The sequence below is a fragment of the Microbacterium pumilum genome, from assembly GCF_039530225.1.
In the GTDB taxonomy this organism is placed as follows: Bacteria; Actinomycetota; Actinomycetes; order Actinomycetales; family Microbacteriaceae; genus Microbacterium; species Microbacterium pumilum.
Genome location: NZ_BAAAOH010000001.1, coordinates 137423 through 157467 on the forward strand (window position 1 = coordinate 137423; position 20045 = coordinate 157467).

The 20045-nt window shown below is 69.7% G+C and carries 22 protein-coding genes; 5 read left to right on the plus strand and 17 right to left on the minus strand.

The window, feature by feature from the left end; genetic code table 11:
* Positions 1-613 precede the first annotated feature (613 nt).
* The 4 genes from ABD188_RS00615 to ABD188_RS00630 all read right to left on the minus strand — a co-directional run bounded on the left by ABD188_RS00615 (position 614) and on the right by ABD188_RS00630 (position 4399).
* Positions 614-1735, minus strand: a complete 1122-nt coding sequence (locus ABD188_RS00615; protein ID WP_344057513.1) for a Gfo/Idh/MocA family protein — start codon at positions 1733-1735, stop codon at positions 614-616.
* A complete protein-coding gene (locus tag ABD188_RS00620) occupies positions 1705-2418 on the minus strand; it encodes a ThuA domain-containing protein (protein ID WP_344057515.1) in 714 nt (237 codons plus the stop codon). Before ABD188_RS00620 ends, ABD188_RS00615 begins: the two co-directional genes overlap by 31 nt.
* 255 nt (positions 2419-2673) lie before the next feature.
* On the minus strand, positions 2674-3702 hold the full coding sequence (locus ABD188_RS00625; RefSeq protein WP_344057517.1) for a tocopherol cyclase family protein: 1029 nt from the start codon (positions 3700-3702) through the stop codon (positions 2674-2676).
* Between the two features lie 151 nt (positions 3703-3853).
* A complete protein-coding gene (locus tag ABD188_RS00630; protein ID WP_344057519.1) occupies positions 3854-4399 on the minus strand; it encodes a TetR/AcrR family transcriptional regulator in 546 nt (181 codons plus the stop codon).
* A gap of 29 nt (positions 4400-4428) precedes the next feature.
* Here ABD188_RS00630 and ABD188_RS00635 point away from each other — a divergent pair, with 29 nt between their 5' ends.
* Both ABD188_RS00635 and ABD188_RS00640 read left to right on the plus strand, forming a co-directional pair.
* Positions 4429-4899 carry a hypothetical protein gene (locus tag ABD188_RS00635; protein ID WP_344057521.1) on the plus strand — a complete coding sequence of 157 codons (471 nt, stop codon included), beginning with the start codon at positions 4429-4431 and terminating at the stop codon, positions 4897-4899.
* 260 nt (positions 4900-5159) lie between these two features.
* Positions 5160-5639, plus strand: coding sequence for an HNH endonuclease signature motif containing protein (locus ABD188_RS00640; RefSeq protein ID WP_425561310.1), 480 nt, complete (start codon positions 5160-5162; stop codon positions 5637-5639).
* Positions 5640-5733: 94 nt separating this feature from the next.
* Here ABD188_RS00640 and ABD188_RS00645 read toward each other — a convergent pair whose 3' ends face one another.
* Genes ABD188_RS00645 through pcaH form a run of 8 tightly spaced genes read right to left on the minus strand, consistent with a single transcriptional unit; the run spans position 5734 to position 12335 of the window.
* Positions 5734-6903 (minus strand): thiolase family protein, encoded by a 1170-nt coding sequence (locus ABD188_RS00645; protein WP_344057523.1) that lies wholly within the window; start codon positions 6901-6903, stop codon positions 5734-5736.
* Position 6904: 1 nt separating this feature from the next.
* Positions 6905-7558 (minus strand): 3-oxoacid CoA-transferase subunit B, encoded by a 654-nt coding sequence (locus ABD188_RS00650; RefSeq protein WP_344057525.1) that lies wholly within the window; start codon positions 7556-7558, stop codon positions 6905-6907.
* A complete protein-coding gene (locus ABD188_RS00655) occupies positions 7555-8313 on the minus strand; it encodes a 3-oxoacid CoA-transferase subunit A (RefSeq protein ID WP_344057527.1) in 759 nt (252 codons plus the stop codon). Before ABD188_RS00655 ends, ABD188_RS00650 begins: the two co-directional genes overlap by 4 nt.
* Positions 8310-8720 carry a 4-carboxymuconolactone decarboxylase gene (gene pcaC / locus ABD188_RS00660; protein WP_344057529.1) on the minus strand — a complete coding sequence of 137 codons (411 nt, stop codon included), beginning with the start codon at positions 8718-8720 and terminating at the stop codon, positions 8310-8312. The genes ABD188_RS00655 and pcaC overlap by 4 nt, the downstream gene beginning before the upstream one ends.
* Positions 8717-9508, minus strand: a complete 792-nt coding sequence (locus tag ABD188_RS00665) for an alpha/beta fold hydrolase (RefSeq protein ID WP_344057531.1) — start codon at positions 9506-9508, stop codon at positions 8717-8719. The genes pcaC and ABD188_RS00665 overlap by 4 nt, the downstream gene beginning before the upstream one ends.
* On the minus strand, positions 9508-10890 hold the full coding sequence (locus tag ABD188_RS00670; RefSeq protein ID WP_344057533.1) for a lyase family protein: 1383 nt from the start codon (positions 10888-10890) through the stop codon (positions 9508-9510). Before ABD188_RS00670 ends, ABD188_RS00665 begins: the two co-directional genes overlap by 1 nt.
* Entirely contained in the window at positions 10880-11467 is a 588-nt protein-coding gene (pcaG, locus tag ABD188_RS00675; RefSeq protein ID WP_344057534.1) for a protocatechuate 3,4-dioxygenase subunit alpha, read from the minus strand. The genes ABD188_RS00670 and pcaG overlap by 11 nt, the downstream gene beginning before the upstream one ends.
* A gap of 1 nt (position 11468) precedes the next feature.
* Entirely contained in the window at positions 11469-12335 is an 867-nt protein-coding gene (pcaH, locus tag ABD188_RS00680; protein WP_344057536.1) for a protocatechuate 3,4-dioxygenase subunit beta, read from the minus strand.
* A gap of 123 nt (positions 12336-12458) precedes the next feature.
* Here pcaH and ABD188_RS00685 point away from each other — a divergent pair, with 123 nt between their 5' ends.
* On the plus strand, positions 12459-13211 hold the full coding sequence (locus tag ABD188_RS00685) for an IclR family transcriptional regulator (protein WP_344057538.1): 753 nt from the start codon (positions 12459-12461) through the stop codon (positions 13209-13211).
* A 97-nt stretch (positions 13212-13308) separates the two neighbouring features.
* Positions 13309-14487 carry a 4-hydroxybenzoate 3-monooxygenase gene (locus tag ABD188_RS00690; RefSeq protein WP_344057540.1) on the plus strand — a complete coding sequence of 393 codons (1179 nt, stop codon included), beginning with the start codon at positions 13309-13311 and terminating at the stop codon, positions 14485-14487.
* A gap of 269 nt (positions 14488-14756) precedes the next feature.
* On the opposite strand, the gene ABD188_RS00695 is transcribed toward ABD188_RS00690, so the two are convergent.
* A complete protein-coding gene (locus tag ABD188_RS00695) occupies positions 14757-15050 on the minus strand; it encodes a hypothetical protein (protein ID WP_344057542.1) in 294 nt (97 codons plus the stop codon).
* A 105-nt stretch (positions 15051-15155) separates the two neighbouring features.
* Here ABD188_RS00695 and ABD188_RS00700 point away from each other — a divergent pair, with 105 nt between their 5' ends.
* Entirely contained in the window at positions 15156-16079 is a 924-nt protein-coding gene (locus tag ABD188_RS00700) for a S1C family serine protease (RefSeq protein WP_425561311.1), read from the plus strand.
* 11 nt (positions 16080-16090) lie between these two features.
* Here ABD188_RS00700 and ABD188_RS00705 read toward each other — a convergent pair whose 3' ends face one another.
* Genes ABD188_RS00705 through ABD188_RS00720 form a run of 4 tightly spaced genes read right to left on the minus strand, consistent with a single transcriptional unit; the run spans position 16091 to position 20005 of the window.
* Positions 16091-16555, minus strand: coding sequence for a DUF3237 domain-containing protein (locus ABD188_RS00705; protein WP_344057546.1), 465 nt, complete (start codon positions 16553-16555; stop codon positions 16091-16093).
* Positions 16552-18231 (minus strand): CocE/NonD family hydrolase, encoded by a 1680-nt coding sequence (locus tag ABD188_RS00710; protein WP_344057548.1) that lies wholly within the window; start codon positions 18229-18231, stop codon positions 16552-16554. Before ABD188_RS00710 ends, ABD188_RS00705 begins: the two co-directional genes overlap by 4 nt.
* On the minus strand, positions 18228-18761 hold the full coding sequence (locus tag ABD188_RS00715) for a MarR family winged helix-turn-helix transcriptional regulator (RefSeq protein WP_344057550.1): 534 nt from the start codon (positions 18759-18761) through the stop codon (positions 18228-18230). The genes ABD188_RS00710 and ABD188_RS00715 overlap by 4 nt, the downstream gene beginning before the upstream one ends.
* Positions 18758-20005, minus strand: a complete 1248-nt coding sequence (locus ABD188_RS00720) for a flavin-dependent oxidoreductase (protein ID WP_344057552.1) — start codon at positions 20003-20005, stop codon at positions 18758-18760. The genes ABD188_RS00715 and ABD188_RS00720 overlap by 4 nt, the downstream gene beginning before the upstream one ends.
* Between the last annotated feature and the right edge of the window lie 40 nt (positions 20006-20045).

The window sequence follows — 20045 nt, forward strand, 5'->3', positions numbered from 1 at the left end:
GCGTGTGGTGGCGTGATGGTTTCGACCGTTTGATCAGTGCTTTTCGGGTTGGCTGGAGCACTTGCGGCGGCGCTCTGCCGCGGCCGGGCCGGCGACATATGGGGCGCAACATTACGCCCCGCATCCCGTGCCGGTCGCGCTCAGCGATCGGTCGCCGCCAGCCGGTCGCTGAGCCTGCCGGCCGGTCGCTGGGCCTGTCAGCCGGTCGCTGGGCCTGTCAGCCGGTCGCTGAGCCTGCCAGCCGGTCGCTGAGCCTGTCAGCCGGTCGCTGAGCCTGTCAGCCGGTCGCTGAGCCTGCCAGCCGGTCGCTGAGCCTGCCAGCCGGTCGCTGAGCCTGCCAGCCGGTCGCTGAGCCTGCCAGCCGGTCGCTGAGCCTGCCAGCCGGTCGCTGAGCCTGTCGAAGCGCCCGGCGGCCACATCGACCCTTCGACAAGCTCAGGGACCGACCCTTCGACAAGCTCAGGGACCGACGCTCGCGCTCAGGGACCGACGCTCGGGCTCCGGGACCGACGCTCGCGCTCAGGGACCGACGCTCGCGCTCAGGGACCGACGCTCGCGCTCAGGGACCGATGCTCGGGCTCCGGGACCGACGCTCGGGCTCAGAGACCGACGCTCACGCTGAGGATGGGGTGCTCCCCTTCCACTGGGCGGTCGGTGTGAGCGGCACGGGCTCGGGACGCGCCACCGTCGTCGTCAGCTCGACGCGGCGCCCGGCATCCGCCGACTCGAGCAGGGCTGTCATGGCGTCGAGGCTGTGCAGGGCGACCGCCCCGCTCGCGCGCCCAGGGCCGTGGTCGCGCCGTGCGGCGATGAAGTCGAGGAGGCCGGCCCCGCGCGCCGCGCCGACGTAGCCGGCCGCCGGCGGCAGTGTCTCCCACTTCCGCGTGCTTCGCGGGATGAGGCGAACCTCGCCGTCGAACGTGTTCGGGTCAGGGACGGCGAGGGTGCCCTCTTCGCCGTGCACCTCGATCGGGGCGGCGGTCGTGGTCACGCCGTCGAAGCTCGTCGTGATGGTGGACAGCACTCCGCTGGCGTGCTCGAAGACACCGCTCACATGCGTCTGCACCTCGACGGGGATCCGCTCGCCGTTGCGGTCGCCCGAACTGATGATGCGCTCGGACCGCAGGCGGCTGGCCGAGCCCACGACAGAGCGCACCGGACCGAGCAGCTGGATGAGCGCAGCCACGTAGTACGGACCCATGTCGAGCAGCGGCCCGCCGCCAGGGCGGTAGTAGAAGTCCGGGTTCGGGTGCCACGATTCGTGACCGGGTGTCACCATGACGGCGCTCGCCGCGGTGAGCGGGCCAAGCCTGCCGGAGTCGATCGCGGCGCGGGCGGTCTGGATTCCCGTGCCGAGCACCGTGTCGGGAGCCGACCCGACCCGCACGCCGGCGCCTTCCGCGGCAGCCATGATCTCGCGCGCCTCGGCCATCGTCACCGCGAGCGGCTTCTCGCCGTACACGTCTTTGCCATGCGAGATGGCTCCGTGCGCGATCTCGGCGTGCGCAGCCGGGATGGTGAGGTTCAGGACGGTGTCGACCTCGTCGCTGGCCAGCAGTTCCGCCACGGTCAACGCCCGAGCCTCGGGAAGACCGGACGCCACGGTCGATGCCCTCGCGGCATCCAGATCGGCAACCGCCGTGATGACCACCGCCGGGCTGTCAGCCAGCGTCGTCAGGTACGCCGCCGAGATGGAACCCAGCCCTACGATGCCGATGCGGTGCGCGTCGCCCACAGCATGCCCCTCTCGATGATCGTCCGCACGCTCGGGTGCTCGAGGATGTCGGGGGTGTGCCCAGGGGTGGTGACCACGACGCGACCGCGACCCCACAGTCTCGTCCACACCGCCGGGGATGTGATCGGCCGATGCCATGGGTGCCACGGCTGCGTGGGGTGCGTCGTCGTGGCGAGCACGTCGTTGAGGTCGTCGTGCAGCACCCAGTACTGCTCGGTGTTCAGCTCGAAGTCCTCGACGCCTGCGGTGATCGGATGCCGGCTCCCCAGGTCGGTGATCTCGATCGTGTACGGCAGGTAGTTGTTCTCCTCCGACCCCTCGACGAGCAGCTCGGGCCGCCGGCTCGGGTGCGTGGCGAACTGACCGCCGACCAGTTGCAGGTAATCGGATGACGCGCGGTACGAGTCGGCGATCCCGCCGTGCCAGCCCGTCAATCCGGTGCCGGCCTCGACGGCGGCTCGCAGTCCCGTCACCTGTTCACGTGTGGCATCCGACATGGTGACGGACTGGACGATGAGGTCGGTCGCGGCCATCGCCTCAGCGTCCGCATAGATCGCGGGCGACTCCTCGATGCGGATGTCGTACCCGCTTTCCTCGAGGAAGGGGATGAAGACCTCGGTGGCGGCGACAGGGTGATGCCCCTCCCAGCCGCCTCGGACGATGAGGGCGTTGCGTGAAGTCATGGATGTCCTCGAACGTTGGCAAGTTGTCTTGCCCAACCTATTCGTTCCGCGACGCACGTGTGCGGCGAGTCGGGGCCGTGGCGTGTCGGAGAGGCTCGGCAGCGCCAGCGCGCAACACGTAAGGAGCCGGTCTGGCCCGAGCCGGCCGCTGAGCCAGCCCACACGCCCGGCCCGAGTCGGTCGCTGAGCCTGTCGAAGCGTCCGGCGACCGCCTTGGGGCTCCGACGAACTCGAGGCGCGTCGATTCAACCCGGGCTATAGCGCGAGCAGTCTCTCGGTGTCGCCGAACACCTCGAGCCCTGCGCATTCCGCGACCCCTTCGATGAGCATGCGACCCTCGGCGTCCCGATGACGGAACGAGACCCGCGCGTCCAGCGTCTCTTCCACCCGCTGATGCATCGCCGTCCGCAGCGGAGCGTGCAGCAGACCGCCGCGCACCCGCTCGGCATCGAGGTCAAGCACGCCATCCGGACCCGTCACCGACCAGCGCACGTGGGTGTCGTCGATCGCGAGACGCGTCTCACGCGATCGGTTGTACGTCGTCCACTTATGCAGGCGGCCGCTGTGACGGAAGCCGATGATGGAGCCGCGGAACGACCCCGTGAGCCACGGGATGATGGCGACCGAGGCGATGAGCGAGGCATCCGCCTGCTCTTCGCCGGCGCTCTCGACGCCCTCGGTCGACGCATCGATGTGGTTGCTCGCCATCCAGACGTAGCCGGCGGGGAAAGCCTTGCCCCAGTCCTTCTCGATGTAACCGCGACCGCCGTCGAAAGAGGTGCCGTGGCCCTCGATGTCGAGCGAACCGGCGAGGCCGTGACCGAACGAGACGATGCCGTGGAAGCACTCCATGAAGGGGACCATTCCGTACCAGCCCATGATTCCGGGCTCGCGCAGGGTGACCGGCCAGGGAGTGAGTGCCGTGGTGAAGTCGACGCTCCCGCGCAGCTGAGGCAGATCGAGGATCGCTCCCTCGGATGTGAAGCGATTGGTGCCGACTTCGACATCGAACCCGCGATCCGACGCACGGAACTGCTCGAGAGGCATGCGGTGGTACCAAGAGCGGCCCGTCAGTCCATCGAGCACCTGCACGAACGCTTCGTCGCGCTCGCCGTCGTCCCCCGCGAGACCACGGAACACCCCCGGTATGACCGCCCACCGCTGCGCGCGATCCGCCGTCACCAGCTTGATGTACCAGCCCTCGAAGAAGCCGCGACGAACGCCCGTACCGTGGAAGGCTTCCGGATGCCGCACGCCTCGAACCGCAGCCGCCGGAGTTCGCATGCGCCCAGACTAGGGCGTGTCAGATCGCACTCCGCCTCGAGAAGCGGGGACGGCCGATCGGCTTCACCAGCTGAAGCTTGGCCATCGGGGACGCAGAGTCGTCGAGCGCTGCTTCACCGAGCTCACGCACCGGCGTGGGATCGCCATGAGCTCAGACAAGACAGCCGCGCACCGTCAGCTCGACGATAGGTCGGATCGGCGTGTCGGGCGCGACCGTCAATCGGTTCACGATGATCCCTGCGCCGGTCGCCAGCAGGGCACGGGCAGCGGTGTCGGGGTCGGCTGCGCCGAGGTCCGTGAGGCGCTCCCGCGTCCAATCCTCGAACAGCGATCGCTGAGCGCGCATAGACGGCTGCGCACCGGGCGTCGCCGTGGTCTCGAAGAACAGCGCGTATCTCGCCCGCGTCCTCGTCGCGTAGCGACCCGTCGCGTCTTCGAGCAGGCGCGTGAGCACGTCGACGACGTCGTCGATCGTACGAGCGGAAGCCATCGCGGCCGTGAGGTCGGCCCGCTCCTGCTCGGCGATCGAGACGACCACGCCGGCGACGAGTGCGTCGCGCGTGCGGAACCAGTTCGACGTGGAGCCTTTCGGGAGGCCGGCCTCTGCATCGACGCGCGCGTGTGTGAGAGCGCGCACGCCCTGCTCGCCGACCAGCCGGACGGCAGCGTCCAGAGCGCGCTCTCGGGTGGAACTCACAATCCGACCTTAGGCTCGACGACTCTACTATGGAAGTAGTGACACAGCACTACTTCCATAGTAGCCTGACGGGCATGGGATACGTGGTGCTCGGGGCGTGGTTGATCCAGGCCACCGTAGGAGTGACGCTGCTGGTCTCCTGGGCGAGGCATGCGCACGGGCAGAGCGCCGGGCTCGTCTGGACTCACGCCGTCGCAATGGTCGGGTTCCTCGTGCCATGGTCCGCCTTCGTCGTGACGGGCGCCGCGCTGTGGGCGTGGGTCGGTTTCGGTGTGCTGCTCGTCTTCATCGGCTTCGGTGACGCGACGATGGTGCGTCGCGCACGCACGGTGCTCGGTGAGACGAACCCGGGTCTGCGCGACTACGTGCCCGCAGCCCTGGTCGCGCTGTCGGGACGTCTCGGTCGTCGCACCACCTTCCACATGCTGTTCAGCGCCGTCGTGTTCTTCGGCGCCCTCGCCGTCGCGATCGGTGCGACCGTCGCGGCCGCAGCATCGTGACGCGACGGATCCGTCGAGACCTCGGTAGACCTGCGTGTCGGCGGCACGTCAGAGCCGCCCGATCTCGGGCGTTCGAGTATGGACCTCTCGTTACTGTTTCGTGATGCGCCGGCGCGCTGACGGGCGTTCCTGCCCACGGGAATGTCGGTGGACCTTCGTATATTTCCGCCGACCCCGCACAGGCGTTCGGCGACCGTCAGCCCGGGGTTCGGATCGTCGTCGAGGCGTCGGCGATCACGGCGGCCGGCACTCGAGGCGGGATGCGCATCACGGGTGTCGGACACCTCGAGGACGGCGGACAGGCACTGCCGGGCGGCCTGATCGAGAAGTACCTCTGCGACGCCGGAGCGGTGCCGGTCATCCAACATGAGCATCACCGACCACTCGACGTGGGGCGCGACCAACGTCTCTTCACCACGAAGCAGCGCATCGCGATCGCGGTACGTGACGGCGGGTGCATCTGGCCGAGCTGCACGGCGCCTCCATCGGTGTGCGAGCTCCACCATCTGGACCATTGGTGGGAGCACCACGGCAAGACGGATGTCGATCATGGCGTCCCGTTGTGCCGCAACTGCCACTTGAGGCTGCACAACGAGGGGTGGCGGATCACCCGTGAGCGGGTTCCGGAGACGGGGATCGACACGTACTGGCTCCATCCTCCGGCGCACCCCGTGACGGGCGAAGCCGGCGAGCCGTTGCGATTGACCTCGAAGTCCCCGCGTCGCTTCACGGCAGCCTGACGCAAATGGGAGCGCGAATGAGAAGATCGCGGCGCGGGGCTACGGCGTCGCGACCTCCACCGATCCGCCAGGCTCGGTCAGACCGGACGGCCTGCTACCGCTCCAGGACGACCGCGAGTCCTTGGCCGACGCCGATGCAGATCGCGGCGACGGCGACACCACCACCGCGACGCGCGAGCTCGTGCGCCGCGTGGCCGATGATGCGTCCGCCCGAGGCGCCCAGCGGGTGGCCGATCGCGATCGCACCGCCGTGGATGTTGACGATCTCGGGGTCGAGGTCTTCCCAGAGCGTGATGCACGCGAGCGACTGCGACGCGAATGCCTCGTTGAGCTCCACGAAGTCGACGTCCGCCCACGACCGACCGGCACGAGCGAGTGCTCGGTTCGCAGCCTCGACGGGAGCGACACCGAACACGTCGGGGTCGTTGCCGAAGACTCCACGACCGGTGATGCGGGCGAGCGGCTCGATATCCAGCGCGCCCTCCGCGCCCAGCAGGATGGCCGACGCACCATCGTTGATCGGCGAGGAGTTGCCCGCGGTCACGGAGCCGTCGGCGGCGAACAGGGCGCGCAGTCCGCCGAGCACCTCGAGTGTGGTGTCGTCGCGGATGCCCTCATCGCGGGCGAGCGACGTGCCATCGACCTGCACGATCTCGCCGTCGTAGGCACCGTCGGCCCACGCCTGCGCCGCGAGCCGGTGACTGCGGAGCGCGAACGCGTCCTGCTGCTCGCGCGAGATCCCGTAGATCGTCGCGAGCTTCTCTGCGGACTCGCCGTTGGAGATCGTCCAGTCCTTGCGGAGCTTCGGGTTCGTCATCCGCCATCCGATGGATGTGTTCCACATCGTCTGGTTGCCGACCGCGGGAAACGGCTTCGCGGGCTTTTCGACCACGTACGGCGCACGGCTCATCGACTCCACGCCACCGGCGAGGATCACGTCGGCGTCGCCTGCTTCGATCGCACGACTGCCCTGGATGACGGCTTCGACCGACGATCCGCAGAGCCGGTTGACCGTGACGCCGGGGACGCTGGACGGAAAGCCCGCGAGCAGAGCGCCGAACCGTGCGACGTCACGATTGTCCTCGCCGGCCTGATTCGCATCGCCGAAGATCACGTCGTCGATCCGTGCCGGATCTAGCCCGGTGCGCTCCACGATGGCGCGCATCGCGACCGCGGCGAGGTCGTCCGGGCGCACGGTCGAGAGCGCGCCGCCGGCACGACCGAAGGGGGTGCGAACAGCGTCGAAGATGTAAGTGCCGGCCATGTCAGTCCTCCTGGATCGCAGCGGAGAGCGAGAGGCCCGTGAGCTGTTCAAGGTCTTCCACCGTGTTGTCGCCGAATGCCTCGCGCACCGCGAAACCCTCCGGCGTGACGTCGAATACGGCGTGGTCTGTGTAGACGCGCGTCACGCAGCCCACGCCGGTGAGGGGGTAGGTGCACGCCGCGACGAGCTTGGATTCGTCGGACTTCGTGAGCAGGTCGGTCATGACGTAGACCGACTTGGCGCCGATGGCAAGGTCCATTGCGCCACCGACCGCCGGAATCGCGCCGGGCGCCCCGGTCGACCAGTTCGCGAGGTCGCCGGTCTGCGACACCTGGAATGCTCCGAGCACGCAGACGTCGAGATGTCCACCGCGCATCATCGCGAACGAGTCCGCATGGTGGAAGAAAGCTGACCCCGCCAGTTCGGTGACGGCCTGCTTGCCGGCGTTGATGAGGTCCGGATCGACGTGCGTGGCATCCGGAGCCGGTCCCATGCCCAGCATCCCGTTCTCGGTGTGCAGAATGATCTCGAGCTCAGCGGGCAGGAAGTTCGCGACAAGGGTGGGGGCGCCGATGCCCAGGTTCACCACGGCGCCCTCGGGGATGTCGGCGGCGATGCGACGCGCCAGGTCGTCGCGGCTGATGCGGGTGGTCACTGGTCGGCTCCCCTCACGGCGGGTGCAGCAGCGGATGGGCGACCTTCGAGGTCGACTCCGCCGATGAACTCCCCGCCATCGAGCCACCGCCGCTCGCCGACCGCGATCACGCGATCGACGAAGATCCCTGGGGTCACGATGGCCTCGGGGTCGAGCGACCCGAGCGGCACGATCTCGTCGACCTGCACCACGGTCACTGCGGCCGCGGTCGCCATGATCGGGCCGAAGTTGCGCGCGGTCTTGCGGTAGATCAGGTTGCCCCAGCGGTCCGCCTTCAGCGCACTGATGAGCGCGAAGTCCGCGCGGATCGGGTACTCGAGCACATAGTCGCGCCCGTCGATCGTGCGGGCCTCTTTGCCCTCGGCCAGCTCGGTGCCGACGCCGGTCGGCGAGAAGAACGCTCCGATGCCGGCGCCCGCGGCGCGGATCCGCTCGGCGAGGTTGCCCTGCGGCACGATCTCTAGCTCGATCTCACCCGCTCGATAAAGTCCGTCGAAGACCCACGAGTCGTGCTGCCGCGGAAACGAGCACACGATCCTGCGCACCTGGCCCGCGGAGAGCAGCGCTGCCAGCCCCGTGTCGCCGTTGCCCGCGTTGTTGTTGACGATCGTCAGTTCGCGCGCGCCGTGCGCGATCAGGGCGTCGATGAGCTCCACGGGCTGACCGGCTCGCCCGAAGCCGCCGATCATCACCGTCGCGCCGTCGGGGATGCCGGCCACGGCGGACCCGGCATCCGCCACTGTCTTGTCGATCATGACGACTCTCCCGTCGTTGGTTCGGCGAAGACCTCGCTCGCGATGCGGAACGCGGTGTTCGCCGCGGGAACGCCGGCGTACAGCCCGCCCTGGAGGATGACCTCGCGGATCTCGTCGATCGTGAGCCCGTTGCGGAGCGCCGCGCGCAGGTGCATCGCGAGCTCCTCGTGATGGCCGAGGGCGATGAGCGTGCTGAGCACCGCGACGGATCGCGATCGGCGATCGAGGCCAGGCCGCGACCAGATGTCTCCCCACGCGACGCGGGTGATGAAGTCCTGGAAGTCCGCCGTCAGGTCTGTCGTCCCGGTGATCGCACGGTCGACGTGGGCATCCGAGAGCACCTCGCGGCGCACCGTCATCCCTCGCTCGTATCGTTCACCGTCGGTGAGTCCGGCATCCCGCGTCATCGCGCGTCCCTTCCGTTCAGTCCGTCGAAGAAGTCCAGGATCGCGCTGGCCGTCCCGGGCGGGCGCTCCGCCGGGGGGAGGTGGGCCGCGCCATCGATGCGCACGGTACGCCCATCGATCACCCCGTCGGCGATCTCGCGCGACTTGGCCTCCGGTGCCACCGCGTCATGCTCGCCCCACGCGGCGAGCACAGGCACTCGGATCTCGCCGAGCCGGTCGCGCACGTCGTAGTCCGCAAGCGCTTCGCAGCACAGCGCATAGCTCTCGTCGTCCGCGTCCTGCAGCGCGTGCAGCAGCCGGCCCGACAGGTCGGGCTCTCGCTCGATCGAACCCGGGGCGAACCAACGTCCCGCCGACGCGCTGATCAGCGACGAGGTGGACTGCGCACGCACCTGCGCAGCGCGATCGTGCCAGCCGGGCGGGTCGCCGAGCTGGGCGCCAGACGCGATGATGGCGGCGCCTTCGACGAGCTGCGGATGCCGCAGCAGCAGCTCCAGTCCTGTTGCTCCGCCCAGCGACACACCCGCATACAGGACCCCGCCTGCCCCCGATGCAACGATTGCGTCGGCAACAGCGTCCGCGAGATCGCCGATCGTGAACGCGTCGCCGGCAGGCGTGGAGGCGCCGTGACCCGGCAGATCCCACGCGATCACCCGGTACCGGCCGGTGAGAGCGGGCACGACCTTCTCCCACAGGATGGTCGACGTGCCGAGGGAGGGCCCGAGCACCACGAGCGGCGCGCCCGCGGGTCCGGGCGACTCGCTCAGGGCGATCGACGGAACAGCCATCACTCGGCCTCCCGTGCTTCCCGCACCGCCGCATCCGCGAGTGAGACCGCGAGCCCGAGGTACTCAGCCGGATCGAGCAATGCGTCCACGTCGAGGTCGGCGGCCTCCGGCAGGGTCGCGACGAGCTCGCGCAGGTCTCCCCCGGCTCCAGCCGCTTCGACGAGCTCGTCGAAGCGGGCGGATCCGATGAGCGGCCTCAGCGCGATGCCGAGGCGTTCGGTCACGATGAGCCCGCCCGTCAGCGCGAGGTTCGCCCGCGCGCGTCCCGCGTCGAAGCCGAGTCCGCCGGTCAGCGCGGCGCCACGGGACGCCGCGCCGGCGGTGAGCTGCAGCAGCTCGACCAGCACAGGCCATTCGGCGTGCCACGCGCCGTCCGGTCGTTCGTCGACCGCAAGCCCCGCCGCCAGATGCAGCTGGGCGGCCAGGCCGGGAGCGCGCAGCGCGGCGGAGCGGATCAGCACGGCGTCGACGGGATTCTGCTTGTGGGGCATGGCGCTCGATCCGCCTCCGGCACCGAGCGACACCTCGCCGATCTCGGTGCGCGCCAGAGTTGCGACATCCGTGGCGACGAGCCCGAGCGCCGCCACCACGGTGGCCAGGGCATCCCCCAGACGCGTCACAGGTCGACGTTCGGTGTGCCATGGCGCACGCGGCTGAGCGAGCCCGAGCTCGTCGGCGAAAAGGGCCGGCAGGGCGGCGGCGGTATCGGGTCCGAACTGTTCGACGAAGGCGGCGAGGGTGCCGGCCGCTCCGCCGAGCTGTGCGGGCAGCGAGTTCGCCACGACGTGCAGATCGCTGCGTGCATCGATCAGGGCACGGATCCATCCCGCGACGCGCGCACCGATCGTGGTCGGCACCGCGTGCTGGGTGAGCGTGCGGGCGGCGGCGGGATCGGCGCGGTGCCGCTCGGCGAGCAGGGCGAGCGTGGCGATCGTCTCGCCGAGGTCCGCATCGATGCGCGACGCGACGTCACGGCCGAGTGTCATCAGGGCGGAGTCGATGATGTCCTGGCTGGTAGCACCGCGGTGGATCCAGGCGGCGGCATCCGGGTCCTCGCCCGCCACCCGCGCGCGCAGCAGCGCGATGAGCGGGATCATCGGATTTCCATCGGCGACGGCGTCGCCCGCGAGACGCGGGATGTCGATCTCGCGCAGCCAATCGGGATCCGCCGCGGCATTCAGCGCTGCGAGGATCGACTCCGGGGCCGCTCCCACCGAGACGAGAGCGCGTCCCAGCGAGATCTCCGCCTCGACCAGGTGTCGCAGCACGACATCGTCGGATGCCGCGCCGCGCGTGCGGGCGGTCACCGGCGAGAGCAGCCCCGCGTCGACGGGGGCTGCCGCGTCTTCACCGCCCCGGAACGACCGGTCATCAGAAGGCAAGGAACACGGTCTCCTTCTCGCCCTGGAGCCGGATGTCGTGGCGAAGGCCGCCCGCAGGCGTCCGCGTCGCGACGAGCGTAGCGCGCTCACCCTGGTCGAGCGAGGACAGCAGCGGATCCGCCGAGAGGAGCGCTTCGTCGTCGGGCAGGTAGATCCGGGTGTGCAGCTTGTCGGGAAGGCCCCGGGCGAACACGATGACGGCGAAGAACGGAGCCTCGCCGTCGACCGAGCCCGGGTCGCGCGTCCAGAACTCGTAGTGGCCCTCGTCGTTCGTGGCGGCGCGCCCGAATCCGGTGAACGTGTGGTCGTCGCGCCGCTGCGCGCCGCGGGCACGGGGCACCGAGCCGTCGGAGTCGGCCTGCCAGATCTCGACCACCGCGTCGGGGATCGGCGCACCGACACCGTCGTAGACCGTGCCTTCCAGGACGATCGCGCCGCGCGAGTGGGGAAAGACGACCTGGTGCATCTTGGGGTAGATGAGCCCGAATGCGAAGAACGGGCCGACGGTCTGGCCGGCGGTCGCCCCGTGGGTCTTCGGTTCGCGCGCGGCGAGCGCGGCTGCGGTGTCGTGCGTCATGTCAGTGCTCCCCCTCCGGCTCGAACCACGTGGCATCCGGCCCGTCGACGACGATGTCCCAGCGATAGCCCATCGAGAACTCCGGAACCGTGAGGTCGTGATCGTAGGTCGCGATCAGGCGCTCGCGATCCTTCGCGTTCCGGATCGTGTTGTAGATCGGGTCGAGTGCGAAGAGCGGATCGCTGGGAAAGTACATCTGCGTCACGATCCGCTGCGTGAACCCGGATCCGAACACCGAGAAGTGGATGTGCGCCGGCCGCCACGCGTTGATGTGGTTCTTCCATGGATAGGGCCCCGGCTTGATCGTCGTGAAGAAGTACTCGCCGTTGTCGTTCGTGACGATGCGGCCCGCGCCGGTGAAGTTGGGATCGAGCGGGGCGGGATGCTGGTCGCGCTGATGGATGTAGCGCCCCGCCGCGTTCGCCTGCCAGATCTCGACGAGCTGGTTCGCGAGCGGCCGACCCCAGCTGTCGAGCAGTCGCCCCGTGACCGTCATCCGCTCACCCTGCGGTTCGCCGCTGTGCTGCAGCGTGAGGTCCGACTCGATGGCGGCGACATCCCGCTGCCCATAGGCCGGCGAGAACAGCTCGATCGTCTCAGGGTCGACGAGCCGCGGATTCTTCGTCGGATGGCGCAGGATGCTGGATCGATACGGCGGGAAGTCGTACAGCGTCGTGGGAACCCGCTCCCCGGCAGCGTCGCGCTCGGCAGCTTCGCGGTGGTACTGCGCGATCTCGTCGTTGATCCGCGACTGCGGCGGCATGTCGGCCGATGCGAGCAGAGATTCGGGGGCGGCGGCGACCTGCTCCAGCACGACGTGGGACGAGAAGTTCTCTTCGTCGGAGCCGGCCGATGGGCTATCTGTCATGGTGTCTCCCTCGACATCCATCTCATTGCGGGGATCACGCTATCGTGCGTCACGCACGCCCTCTGAGGGCGCACTTTCCCATTGGATGGGAATCGGATGCCGCGCCTATGCCATTCTCGACGTATGGCGAACTCCGATTCGGGTGACTCGGTCACCGACCGCATCGTGCGTGTGCTCGAGACCTTCACCCCGACGCGGACGGTGCAGACGGCGGCCGAGATCGGACGCCGCTCCGGGCTGCCGACGTCAACGGCGCATCGGATCGTGGGCGACCTGATCGAGGCAGGCCTGCTCGAGCGCGACGACGACCGCCGGGTGAGGATCGGACTCCGTCTGTGGGAGCTCGCCACCCGCTCATCTCATGCCCTCCGGCTGCGCCAGCTCGCGATGCCGGCGATGGAGCGGGTGCAGTCGCGCGTGCGCGAGCACACGCAGCTCGCGATTCTCGAGCAGGATGAGGCGCTGTTCCTCGAGCGGCTCAGCGGTCCCGGCTCGGGCTCGAACGTCACGCGCATCGCGGGTCGGCTGCCGATTCACGCCTCATCGTCGGGACTCGTGCTGCTCGCATATGGGGACCGCGACTTCCAGGAGCGGATCCTGTCGGGCAAGCTCTCGCGGGTGGCGCCCGAGACGATCACGGATGCCGCCATCCTGCGCCGCAAACTGGCCGAGGTGCGTCATCTCGGCCATGCCGTCGCCCCCGGCTTCATCGAGAGCATCGCGACGGGGGTCGCGGTGCCGGTGCGAGACGAGACGGGTGCGGTCATCGCGGCGCTCTCGGTGGTCCTCCCCCGTGACGCCCCGGTCGATCCCGCTCTCGTCGAGCTGCGCGGCGCCGCTCGCGAGATCGAGCGCGCGCTGGGTTTCCGCGGCTGATCGGCCGGCTGACCGCATCCCGTTCAATGGGAACCGGTACACGATGGAGAGCGTGCCGACGGGACAATGGTGACGCCCCCGTCGAAGGAGACGACCCATGACCACCACCGTCCGCACCCGTGTCGCGATCGTCGGCGCCGGCCCCGCCGGCCTGCTGCTCTCGCACCTGCTCGCGAAGGCCGGCATCGAGTCCGTCGTCATCGACCAGCGCACGCGCGAAGAGATCGAGACGACGATCCGCGCGGGCATCCTCGAGCAGGGCACCGTCGCGATCCTCGATTCGATCGGACCGGCATCCCGCGCCCGCACGGTCGGTCATCGTCACGACGGCATCGAGTTGCGGTTCGACGGCGAGGGCCATCGCATCGACTTCGCAGCCCTCGTCGATCGCGGGGTCTGGCTCTACCCGCAGCACGAGGTGCTCAAGGACCTCATCGCCGCGCGCCTCGCCGACGGGCAGGACCTGCGTTTCGGCGTGACCGCCGAGCGCGTCGAGGATGCCGACACCGCACGACCCCGGATCGTCGCGGTGGATGCAGAGGGCGCCCCGCTCGTGATCGACGCCGAGTTCGTCGTGGGAGCCGACGGCTCCCGCAGCGTCGTGCGCGGCGCGGTCACCGGATCGTCGACCGGTGGATACTTCCGCGAATACCCGTTCGCCTGGTTCGGCGTACTGTGCGAAGCACCGCCGAGCGCGCCCGAGCTCATCTACAGCAACTCCGCCAACGGGTTCGCACTGATCAGTCAGCGCAGCGCCACCGTGCAGCGCATGTACTTCCAGTGCGATCCGGATGTCGATCCGAACTCGTTCACCGAAGCGCAGCTCTGGGAGGAGCTCCAAGCCCGGGTTCCCGGCGTCGACCTGCAGGAGGGTCCGATCTTCCAGCGTGATGTGCTGCGCTTCCGCAGCTTCGTCGCTTTCGAGCTGCGCAAGGGCCGTGCGGCGCTCGTCGGGGATGCCGCCCACACCGTCCCGCCGACGGGCGCGAAGGGCATGAATCTCGCGGTTGCGGACGTCGTGGTGCTCGAGCGAGCGCTTCGAGCGCTGCTGCTGGACGGCGACGAGCGCCTGATCGACGCCTACGCCGAGACGGCGCTGCGTCGCATCTGGAAGGCGCAGCACTTCTCGTGGTGGATGACGAGCATGCTCCACGTCGCGCCCGGCGCGAGCGACTTCGATCGGCTGCGCCAGCTCGGCGAGCTCTCGACGGTGGTCGAGTCGGAGGCCGGTCGTACCTATCTCGCCGAGGCGTACACCGGGTGGCCGCTCGCGTAGAGGATGCTGCGAGCATCGATCCCTGAGCCTGCCGAAGGGTCCGATGGGGGACGCCGGACGCTTCGACAAGCTCAGCGACCGGCTCGGGCTAAACCACCGGCTCGGGCTCAGCCACCGCCTCGGGCTCAACCACCGGCTCGGGCTCAACCACCGGCTCGGGCTCAACCACCGGCTCGGGCTCAGCCACCGGCTCGGGCTCAACCACCGCCTCGGGCTCAGCGACCGGCTCGGGCTCGCGACCGGCGCGCGGCCCCGCGACTGGCTCGGGCTCAGCGAACCGGCTCGCTCAGAGAGCGGGTCACGTCGTCGCGCGCGGCAGCCATCGACTCGGCGTCTCGATGACGGAGCGACCACGCGACGCCGCTGATGACGGTCGCGCCCGTGAACATCGCCCCGGCAACGCCGACGAGCACGAAGACCCATCCCTGCAGTGTGGCGACGCCTGCGACATCCCAGGTCGCGTAGTCCGTCATCTGACCGATGACGATGTCGATCATGAACGCGAGCACGAGGACGAAGCCGCCCGCGCTCAGCAGTCCGACGTGATAGGGATTGCGCCTCATGGGTCGCATCCTGCCATCCCCGAGAGTCGCGCGCGACCGCGCAGCGAATCATGCCCTGGGCGAACGCGCGGCCCACCCCGTCCGCGCAGTGCTGAGATGGTGGACATGGAGCCGGAACCAGCCATGGATGCCTACTCAGCGGCGGTGATACGCGTCGCCGAGTCGGTGCTGCCGTCGGTCGCCGCGGTCGAGGTGCGCACCTCGCGGGGGGCCGGCGCGGGCAGCGCGTCGGTGATCTCGGCCGACGGCCATCTGCTCACGAGTGCCCACGTGGTAGCGGGAGCCGACCGTGTGGAGGTCGCCTTCGGCGACGGCACCGAGCTCACCGCGACCGTCGTGGGGCGTGATCCGCTCTCCGACCTGGCCGTCCTGCTCGCGGACGGAGCCACACCACCGCCGGTGCCGTGGGGCGATGCCGCAGCACTGCGCGTCGGCCAGCTCGTGGTCGCGGTGGGCAATCCGCTGGGGCTGGCCGGCAGCGTCACGGCCGGGGTGGTGTCCGGCCTCGGTCGCTCGCTGCCCACCCAATCCGGTCGCGTCGTGGACGAGGTGATCCAGACGGATGCCGCGCTCAACCCCGGCAACAGCGGGGGCGTCCTCGCCGACAGTGCGGGCCGGATGGTCGGCGTCAACACGGCGGTCGCGGGGATCGGCGTGGGCCTCGCGGTGCCGATCAACTCCACGACCCGCGAGATCATCGATGCGCTCATCCGCACCGGGCGGGTGCGCCGCGCGTGGCTGGGCGTCGCCGGCGCGAGAGTTCGGCTTCGACCCGAGGTCAGCGCGAAGGTCGGGTCGCGGGTCGGGATGCAGGTCGCCGCCGTGGTGCCCGGCAGCCCTGCCGCGAAGGCCGGAGCGCAGGAGGGCGACATCGTCGTCTCGCTCGACGGAGTCGCGATCGCGAGCGCGACGGATGTCCAGCGACGAATGGTCGAGCACGCGATCGGCCGCCGCATGGAGATGACGCTGTGGCGCAACGGCGCCCTCGTCGACATCGTGCTCGAGCCCGAGGAACTCCGCGTCCCCTGACGCGCCCGCGGCTACGTGACGCGATACGCCGTGTACGTCACGCGGTCGGCCGTCCGAACGGCGGATGCCACGAAGATCGAGTTCTGCAGGCTGGCGAGCTCGGTCGACGACGCCTCGAGCGTCACGACGGTGCGGAAGTAGTACGCGGACGGGTCCACGGGTTCGCCGCGCAGCAGAGCCTCGAGCACATCGGGCGGACCGCTCCGCACGCCGGTCGCATGGATCAGGACATGCGCGGCATCCGCCGTTCTCGCGGTGTAGCGCGCGTCCACCTCGATCGCCCCGTCGTCGCGCACGATCTGCCAGTCGGCACCGCCCGGCAGGATCTCGGCGTCGAAGGCGCCCCGCACCGAGCCGCCGACGATCGGCACCACTCGTCGGTGCCCTCGCCGAGTCGGGCCGTGGTCTTCGAGCGGTCCGAGCACGACCTCGACCTCGAACGCGGGCTCGAGGCCGGGGACCGGCGCGGCGGTCATCGGTGCCACACCGGCAGCTCGATGCGCGAGGCCTGGGCGCTTTCGTGCGAGATCTCCTGCGCCGCGACCTGTGTCACGGATGCGCCGAAGGCCGGCTCTGCGGACCCAGGGTTGCGCGCATATCTCGGATGCGCGCCCGAGCTGACCTGGATGCCGACCGCGTGCCCCGCCGCGAAGCGGTGGAATGCGGGCCAGAGCCGTACCTCGACCTCGCGGAATCCCTCGGCGTCGGGCGCCGGATCCGTGTCGGCGGTACCGACCGTGCCGATGCGCCGGATGCCGTCGCAGACCGTCATCGACTTCCCGTCGGGGTGCACATCGGTGATCCGCACGAACACGTCGTAGCTCGGTGCCGACGAGCGCATGCGGATATGCGCCACGGGGTGGCCCGCGATCTCCAGCGGTTCGGCCAGCGTCGCACTGCGGAACACCGCGACGTCAGAGCGCGCCTCGTGGTCGCTGTTGTCGACGGGTTCGGTCTTGGGCAGCAGGCTCGGACCACCCACGGCCGGGGTCGGGTCACCCGGATCGTACGTGTAGGTGGTCGTGCCGCCGGTTGCGGCATCCGTTGCGAGCGTCCCTCCCTTGTGAAGGTTCCAGTCCTCCGCCGCCGAGCCGGCCGGCGGCCACCTCTCGAGGTCGTGCCAGATGTCCGCCCCGGTCTCGAATGCACGCACGGGGGTCGAACGCGCACCGGGAGCGCCGACGAAGGTCTCTTTGAGGAAGGCGATCGTCTCGGTGTGCGCAGGTTCACCCATGCCCGGCGACACGTGTCCCCACGGTCCGATGATGATCCGCGGCGCGCGGCCCGCCGCGACCAGCTGCGCGAAGTCGTCGAGCTGCCACGGCAGGAAGATGTCGTACCACCCCGTGATCATCGAGACCGGGGCTGCGACATCCGGCACGGACGCGGTGTGGGACTGCTGGGTCCAGTACTCCTCGTCGAGGCTTTCGTAGCGCGTCCAGTCCTGGTACCAGTGGATCTGCTCACCCGTTGCGGCGGAGTCGCCCGCGCTCAGCGGCAGCACGTCGAACGCCTTGTCGAGCTTTCGGTCCGGCAGGGCCATGGCGATGAGCGCGATGCCGCCGCGACGCATGCGATGCATCATCCGGCTCCAGCCGAGTGCGTTGCGCAGTGCGAACGCCCCGTTGTCCCAGGTGATCGCGCCGAAGTCGGGCATCGTCGTCACGAGCACGAGCGCCTCGGGGGCGTTCTGCGGATCCTCACGCTGCATGCGACCGGCGACCGCCCATTGCGTGTAGCCCATGTAGCTCTGGCCGTACATGGCCAGACGCCCCGTGAACCACGGCTGCGCGCGAACCCAGCGGATCGTCGTCATCCCGTCGCGCTGCTCATCGATCTGCGGGGTGAACAGCCCCTGCGATCCCCAGGTGCCGCGGCAGCTCTGGAAGAGCACGGTGAAGCCCTCGTACGCAAGCGCCCGCGCAGACCCGGCCAAGAGCCCGCGGCGCCCGTACGGGCCTCGGATGAGGATGGTCGGCAGCGACGGCACCGTGGCGCCGATGGGGCGGATGAGGTCGGCGAGCAGCTCGATACCGTCATCCATCGGCACGCGCAGGTCGCGCTCGATCGTGATCTCGTACGGACCGAGGTCGACACCTTTGCGAGTGCGTGCGTCGATCGAACGCGTGAGACGCTGGCGCAGCGTGGTCATTCCGCCTCCTTGCGGGTATGGGGGGATTCGGATTTCGGATGCCGTGTGGCGAGGGCGTCGCGCAGGTGCTCCAGGGCCGGAACGGCCGCCGCGAGCGCGCCGCGGTCTGCATCGGTGAGGGATGCCGTGGCCTCGCCGACGAGCTCGGCGCTCGCCTCGTCGAATCGCTCGAACAGCGCCAGCGCCCTCGCCGAGGCGAGCACCTCGACCCGCCGGCGGTCGTCTGCCGCGGGGCGCCTCGCGATGAGGCCGCGCGCCTCCATGGTGGTGAGCAGGTTGCTCACCGTGGGGCGGCTGAGGCCGAGCCGCTCGGCCAATTCCCCCGGAGACGAGACGACTCCGCGCGGCAATGCCCGCACCACCTCGATCTGAGCGTCAGGGATCTCGGGCAGGCGCTCGGCGGCCCTGACGCTCGCAAGCAGTACTCGCCGCAGCGGAGAGATGACCGAGGCGAGGCGGGCGGAGTCGAAGGCGACGCCCGCACTCGCGGTCAGGTCCGCGCTCTCGCCGCGGTCTGCGTCGGCGCTCATCGCGGTGACGGTGTCAGCGATGGACGGGCGTCGAGGATGTCGGGGTGGAACCCCGCAGCCCGCTTGTACCCCGCGGAGATCCCGGTGAGCTCGTCGGCCGGGATCACGTCGTGGATGTCGGTGAAACCCTCCGGCGCCCGTTCGTGGGCGAGCACCATGACCCGTTCCGGGCCCTGGCCGCGGTTGCTGAGCACGAGCGCCGACGTCGCGGGCCGACGTTGCCCCTCGTAGGCGCTGAGTGCACCGTCCACCGACGAGGCCGTCGCAAGGTGGAATGCCAGCGTGCGCGCGTCGATGATCGCCTGGGACGCGCCGTTGGAACCGTTGGGGTACATGGCGTGCGCGGCATCCCCGAGCAGCGTCGTGCGGCCGAACGTCCAGCGCGGGATGGGGTCGCGGTCGACCATGGGGTACTCGAGCAGCTCGTCGGCGGCGGCGATCACCGCAGGCACGTCGAGCCAGTCGAATCGCCAATCGCGGAAGAGCGCGACGATGGGGCCGGCGTCGACCGCGAGGTTCCAGTCCACGGTCTCGGAGCCGACACCGCGCCGCTCGGCGATGAAGTTGACACGGGCGATGCCATCGGCATCCGGTGCGCTCAAGGGGTAGGCGACGAACTTCTGCTCGCCGTCGCCGGCCATGATCATCGTGCGTCCGTCGAGGTAGGCGGGCACGCGTGCGGTGCCGCGCCAGAGGGTCAGGCCGTTCCAGATCGGAGCACCCTCGTCGGGGTGGCGCGCGGCGCGCACGGCCGAGTGGATGCCGTCCGCTGCGACCACGAGGTCTGCGACGACGGATGTGTCGCCCTCGGCGGTCGCGAAGACGGCGGTGGCGGCATCCGCCCCTTCTTCGACCCGGACGAGACGATGCCCGAGCTGCAGCGCATTCGCGCCGAGCCGCTCGCGCACCGCATCGGCGAGCACGAGCTGAAGCTCTCCGCGATGGACAGACACTTGCGGCCAGCGATAGCCCGCCTCGCGGCCGCGCGGTTCGCTCCAGATCGGCTGGCCGAAGCGGTTGAAGTACGCGAGCGTCGACGGTGCGACGCCCTGATCCAGCACCTGGTCGGCGAGCCCGAGCTCGGTGAGCTCGCGCATCGCGTGCGGCAGCAGATTGATGCCGACGCCGAGGGCACGAAGCTCGCTGACGCGGTCGTAGACGCGGATGTCGGTCTCACCGACCGCATGCAGGCTCAGCGCGGCTGCGAGCCCGCCGATGCCGGCGCCGACGATGACGATCCTCAAGGGTTGACTCCGTTGTTCAGACCCAGGGTTGTTCAGACCC

Excerpts from the sequence above, each read along its gene's own strand:
- ABD188_RS00620 (WP_344057515.1), bottom strand. The coding sequence starts at position 2,418 with ATGACTTCACGCAACGCCCTCATCGTCCGAGGCGGCTGGGAGGGGCAT.
- ABD188_RS00625 (WP_344057517.1), bottom strand. The coding sequence starts at position 3,702 with ATGCGAACTCCGGCGGCTGCGGTTCGAGGCGTGCGGCATCCGGAAGCC.
- ABD188_RS00635 (WP_344057521.1), top strand. The coding sequence starts at position 4,429 with ATGGAAGTAGTGACACAGCACTACTTCCATAGTAGCCTGACGGGCATG.
- ABD188_RS00640 (WP_425561310.1), top strand. The coding sequence starts at position 5,160 with ATGCGCATCACGGGTGTCGGACACCTCGAGGACGGCGGACAGGCACTG.
- ABD188_RS00645 (WP_344057523.1), bottom strand. The coding sequence starts at position 6,903 with ATGGCCGGCACTTACATCTTCGACGCTGTTCGCACCCCCTTCGGTCGT.
- ABD188_RS00655 (WP_344057527.1), bottom strand. The coding sequence starts at position 8,313 with ATGATCGACAAGACAGTGGCGGATGCCGGGTCCGCCGTGGCCGGCATC.
- pcaC (WP_344057529.1), bottom strand. The coding sequence starts at position 8,720 with ATGACGCGGGATGCCGGACTCACCGACGGTGAACGATACGAGCGAGGG.
- ABD188_RS00665 (WP_344057531.1), bottom strand. The coding sequence starts at position 9,508 with ATGGCTGTTCCGTCGATCGCCCTGAGCGAGTCGCCCGGACCCGCGGGC.
- pcaG (WP_344057534.1), bottom strand. The coding sequence starts at position 11,467 with ATGACGCACGACACCGCAGCCGCGCTCGCCGCGCGCGAACCGAAGACC.
- pcaH (WP_344057536.1), bottom strand. The coding sequence starts at position 12,335 with ATGACAGATAGCCCATCGGCCGGCTCCGACGAAGAGAACTTCTCGTCC.
- ABD188_RS00685 (WP_344057538.1), top strand. The coding sequence starts at position 12,459 with ATGGCGAACTCCGATTCGGGTGACTCGGTCACCGACCGCATCGTGCGT.
- ABD188_RS00690 (WP_344057540.1), top strand. The coding sequence starts at position 13,309 with ATGACCACCACCGTCCGCACCCGTGTCGCGATCGTCGGCGCCGGCCCC.
- ABD188_RS00695 (WP_344057542.1), bottom strand. The coding sequence starts at position 15,050 with ATGAGGCGCAATCCCTATCACGTCGGACTGCTGAGCGCGGGCGGCTTC.
- ABD188_RS00700 (WP_425561311.1), top strand. The coding sequence starts at position 15,156 with ATGGAGCCGGAACCAGCCATGGATGCCTACTCAGCGGCGGTGATACGC.
- ABD188_RS00705 (WP_344057546.1), bottom strand. The coding sequence starts at position 16,555 with ATGACCGCCGCGCCGGTCCCCGGCCTCGAGCCCGCGTTCGAGGTCGAG.
- ABD188_RS00710 (WP_344057548.1), bottom strand. The coding sequence starts at position 18,231 with ATGACCACGCTGCGCCAGCGTCTCACGCGTTCGATCGACGCACGCACT.
- ABD188_RS00715 (WP_344057550.1), bottom strand. The coding sequence starts at position 18,761 with ATGAGCGCCGACGCAGACCGCGGCGAGAGCGCGGACCTGACCGCGAGT.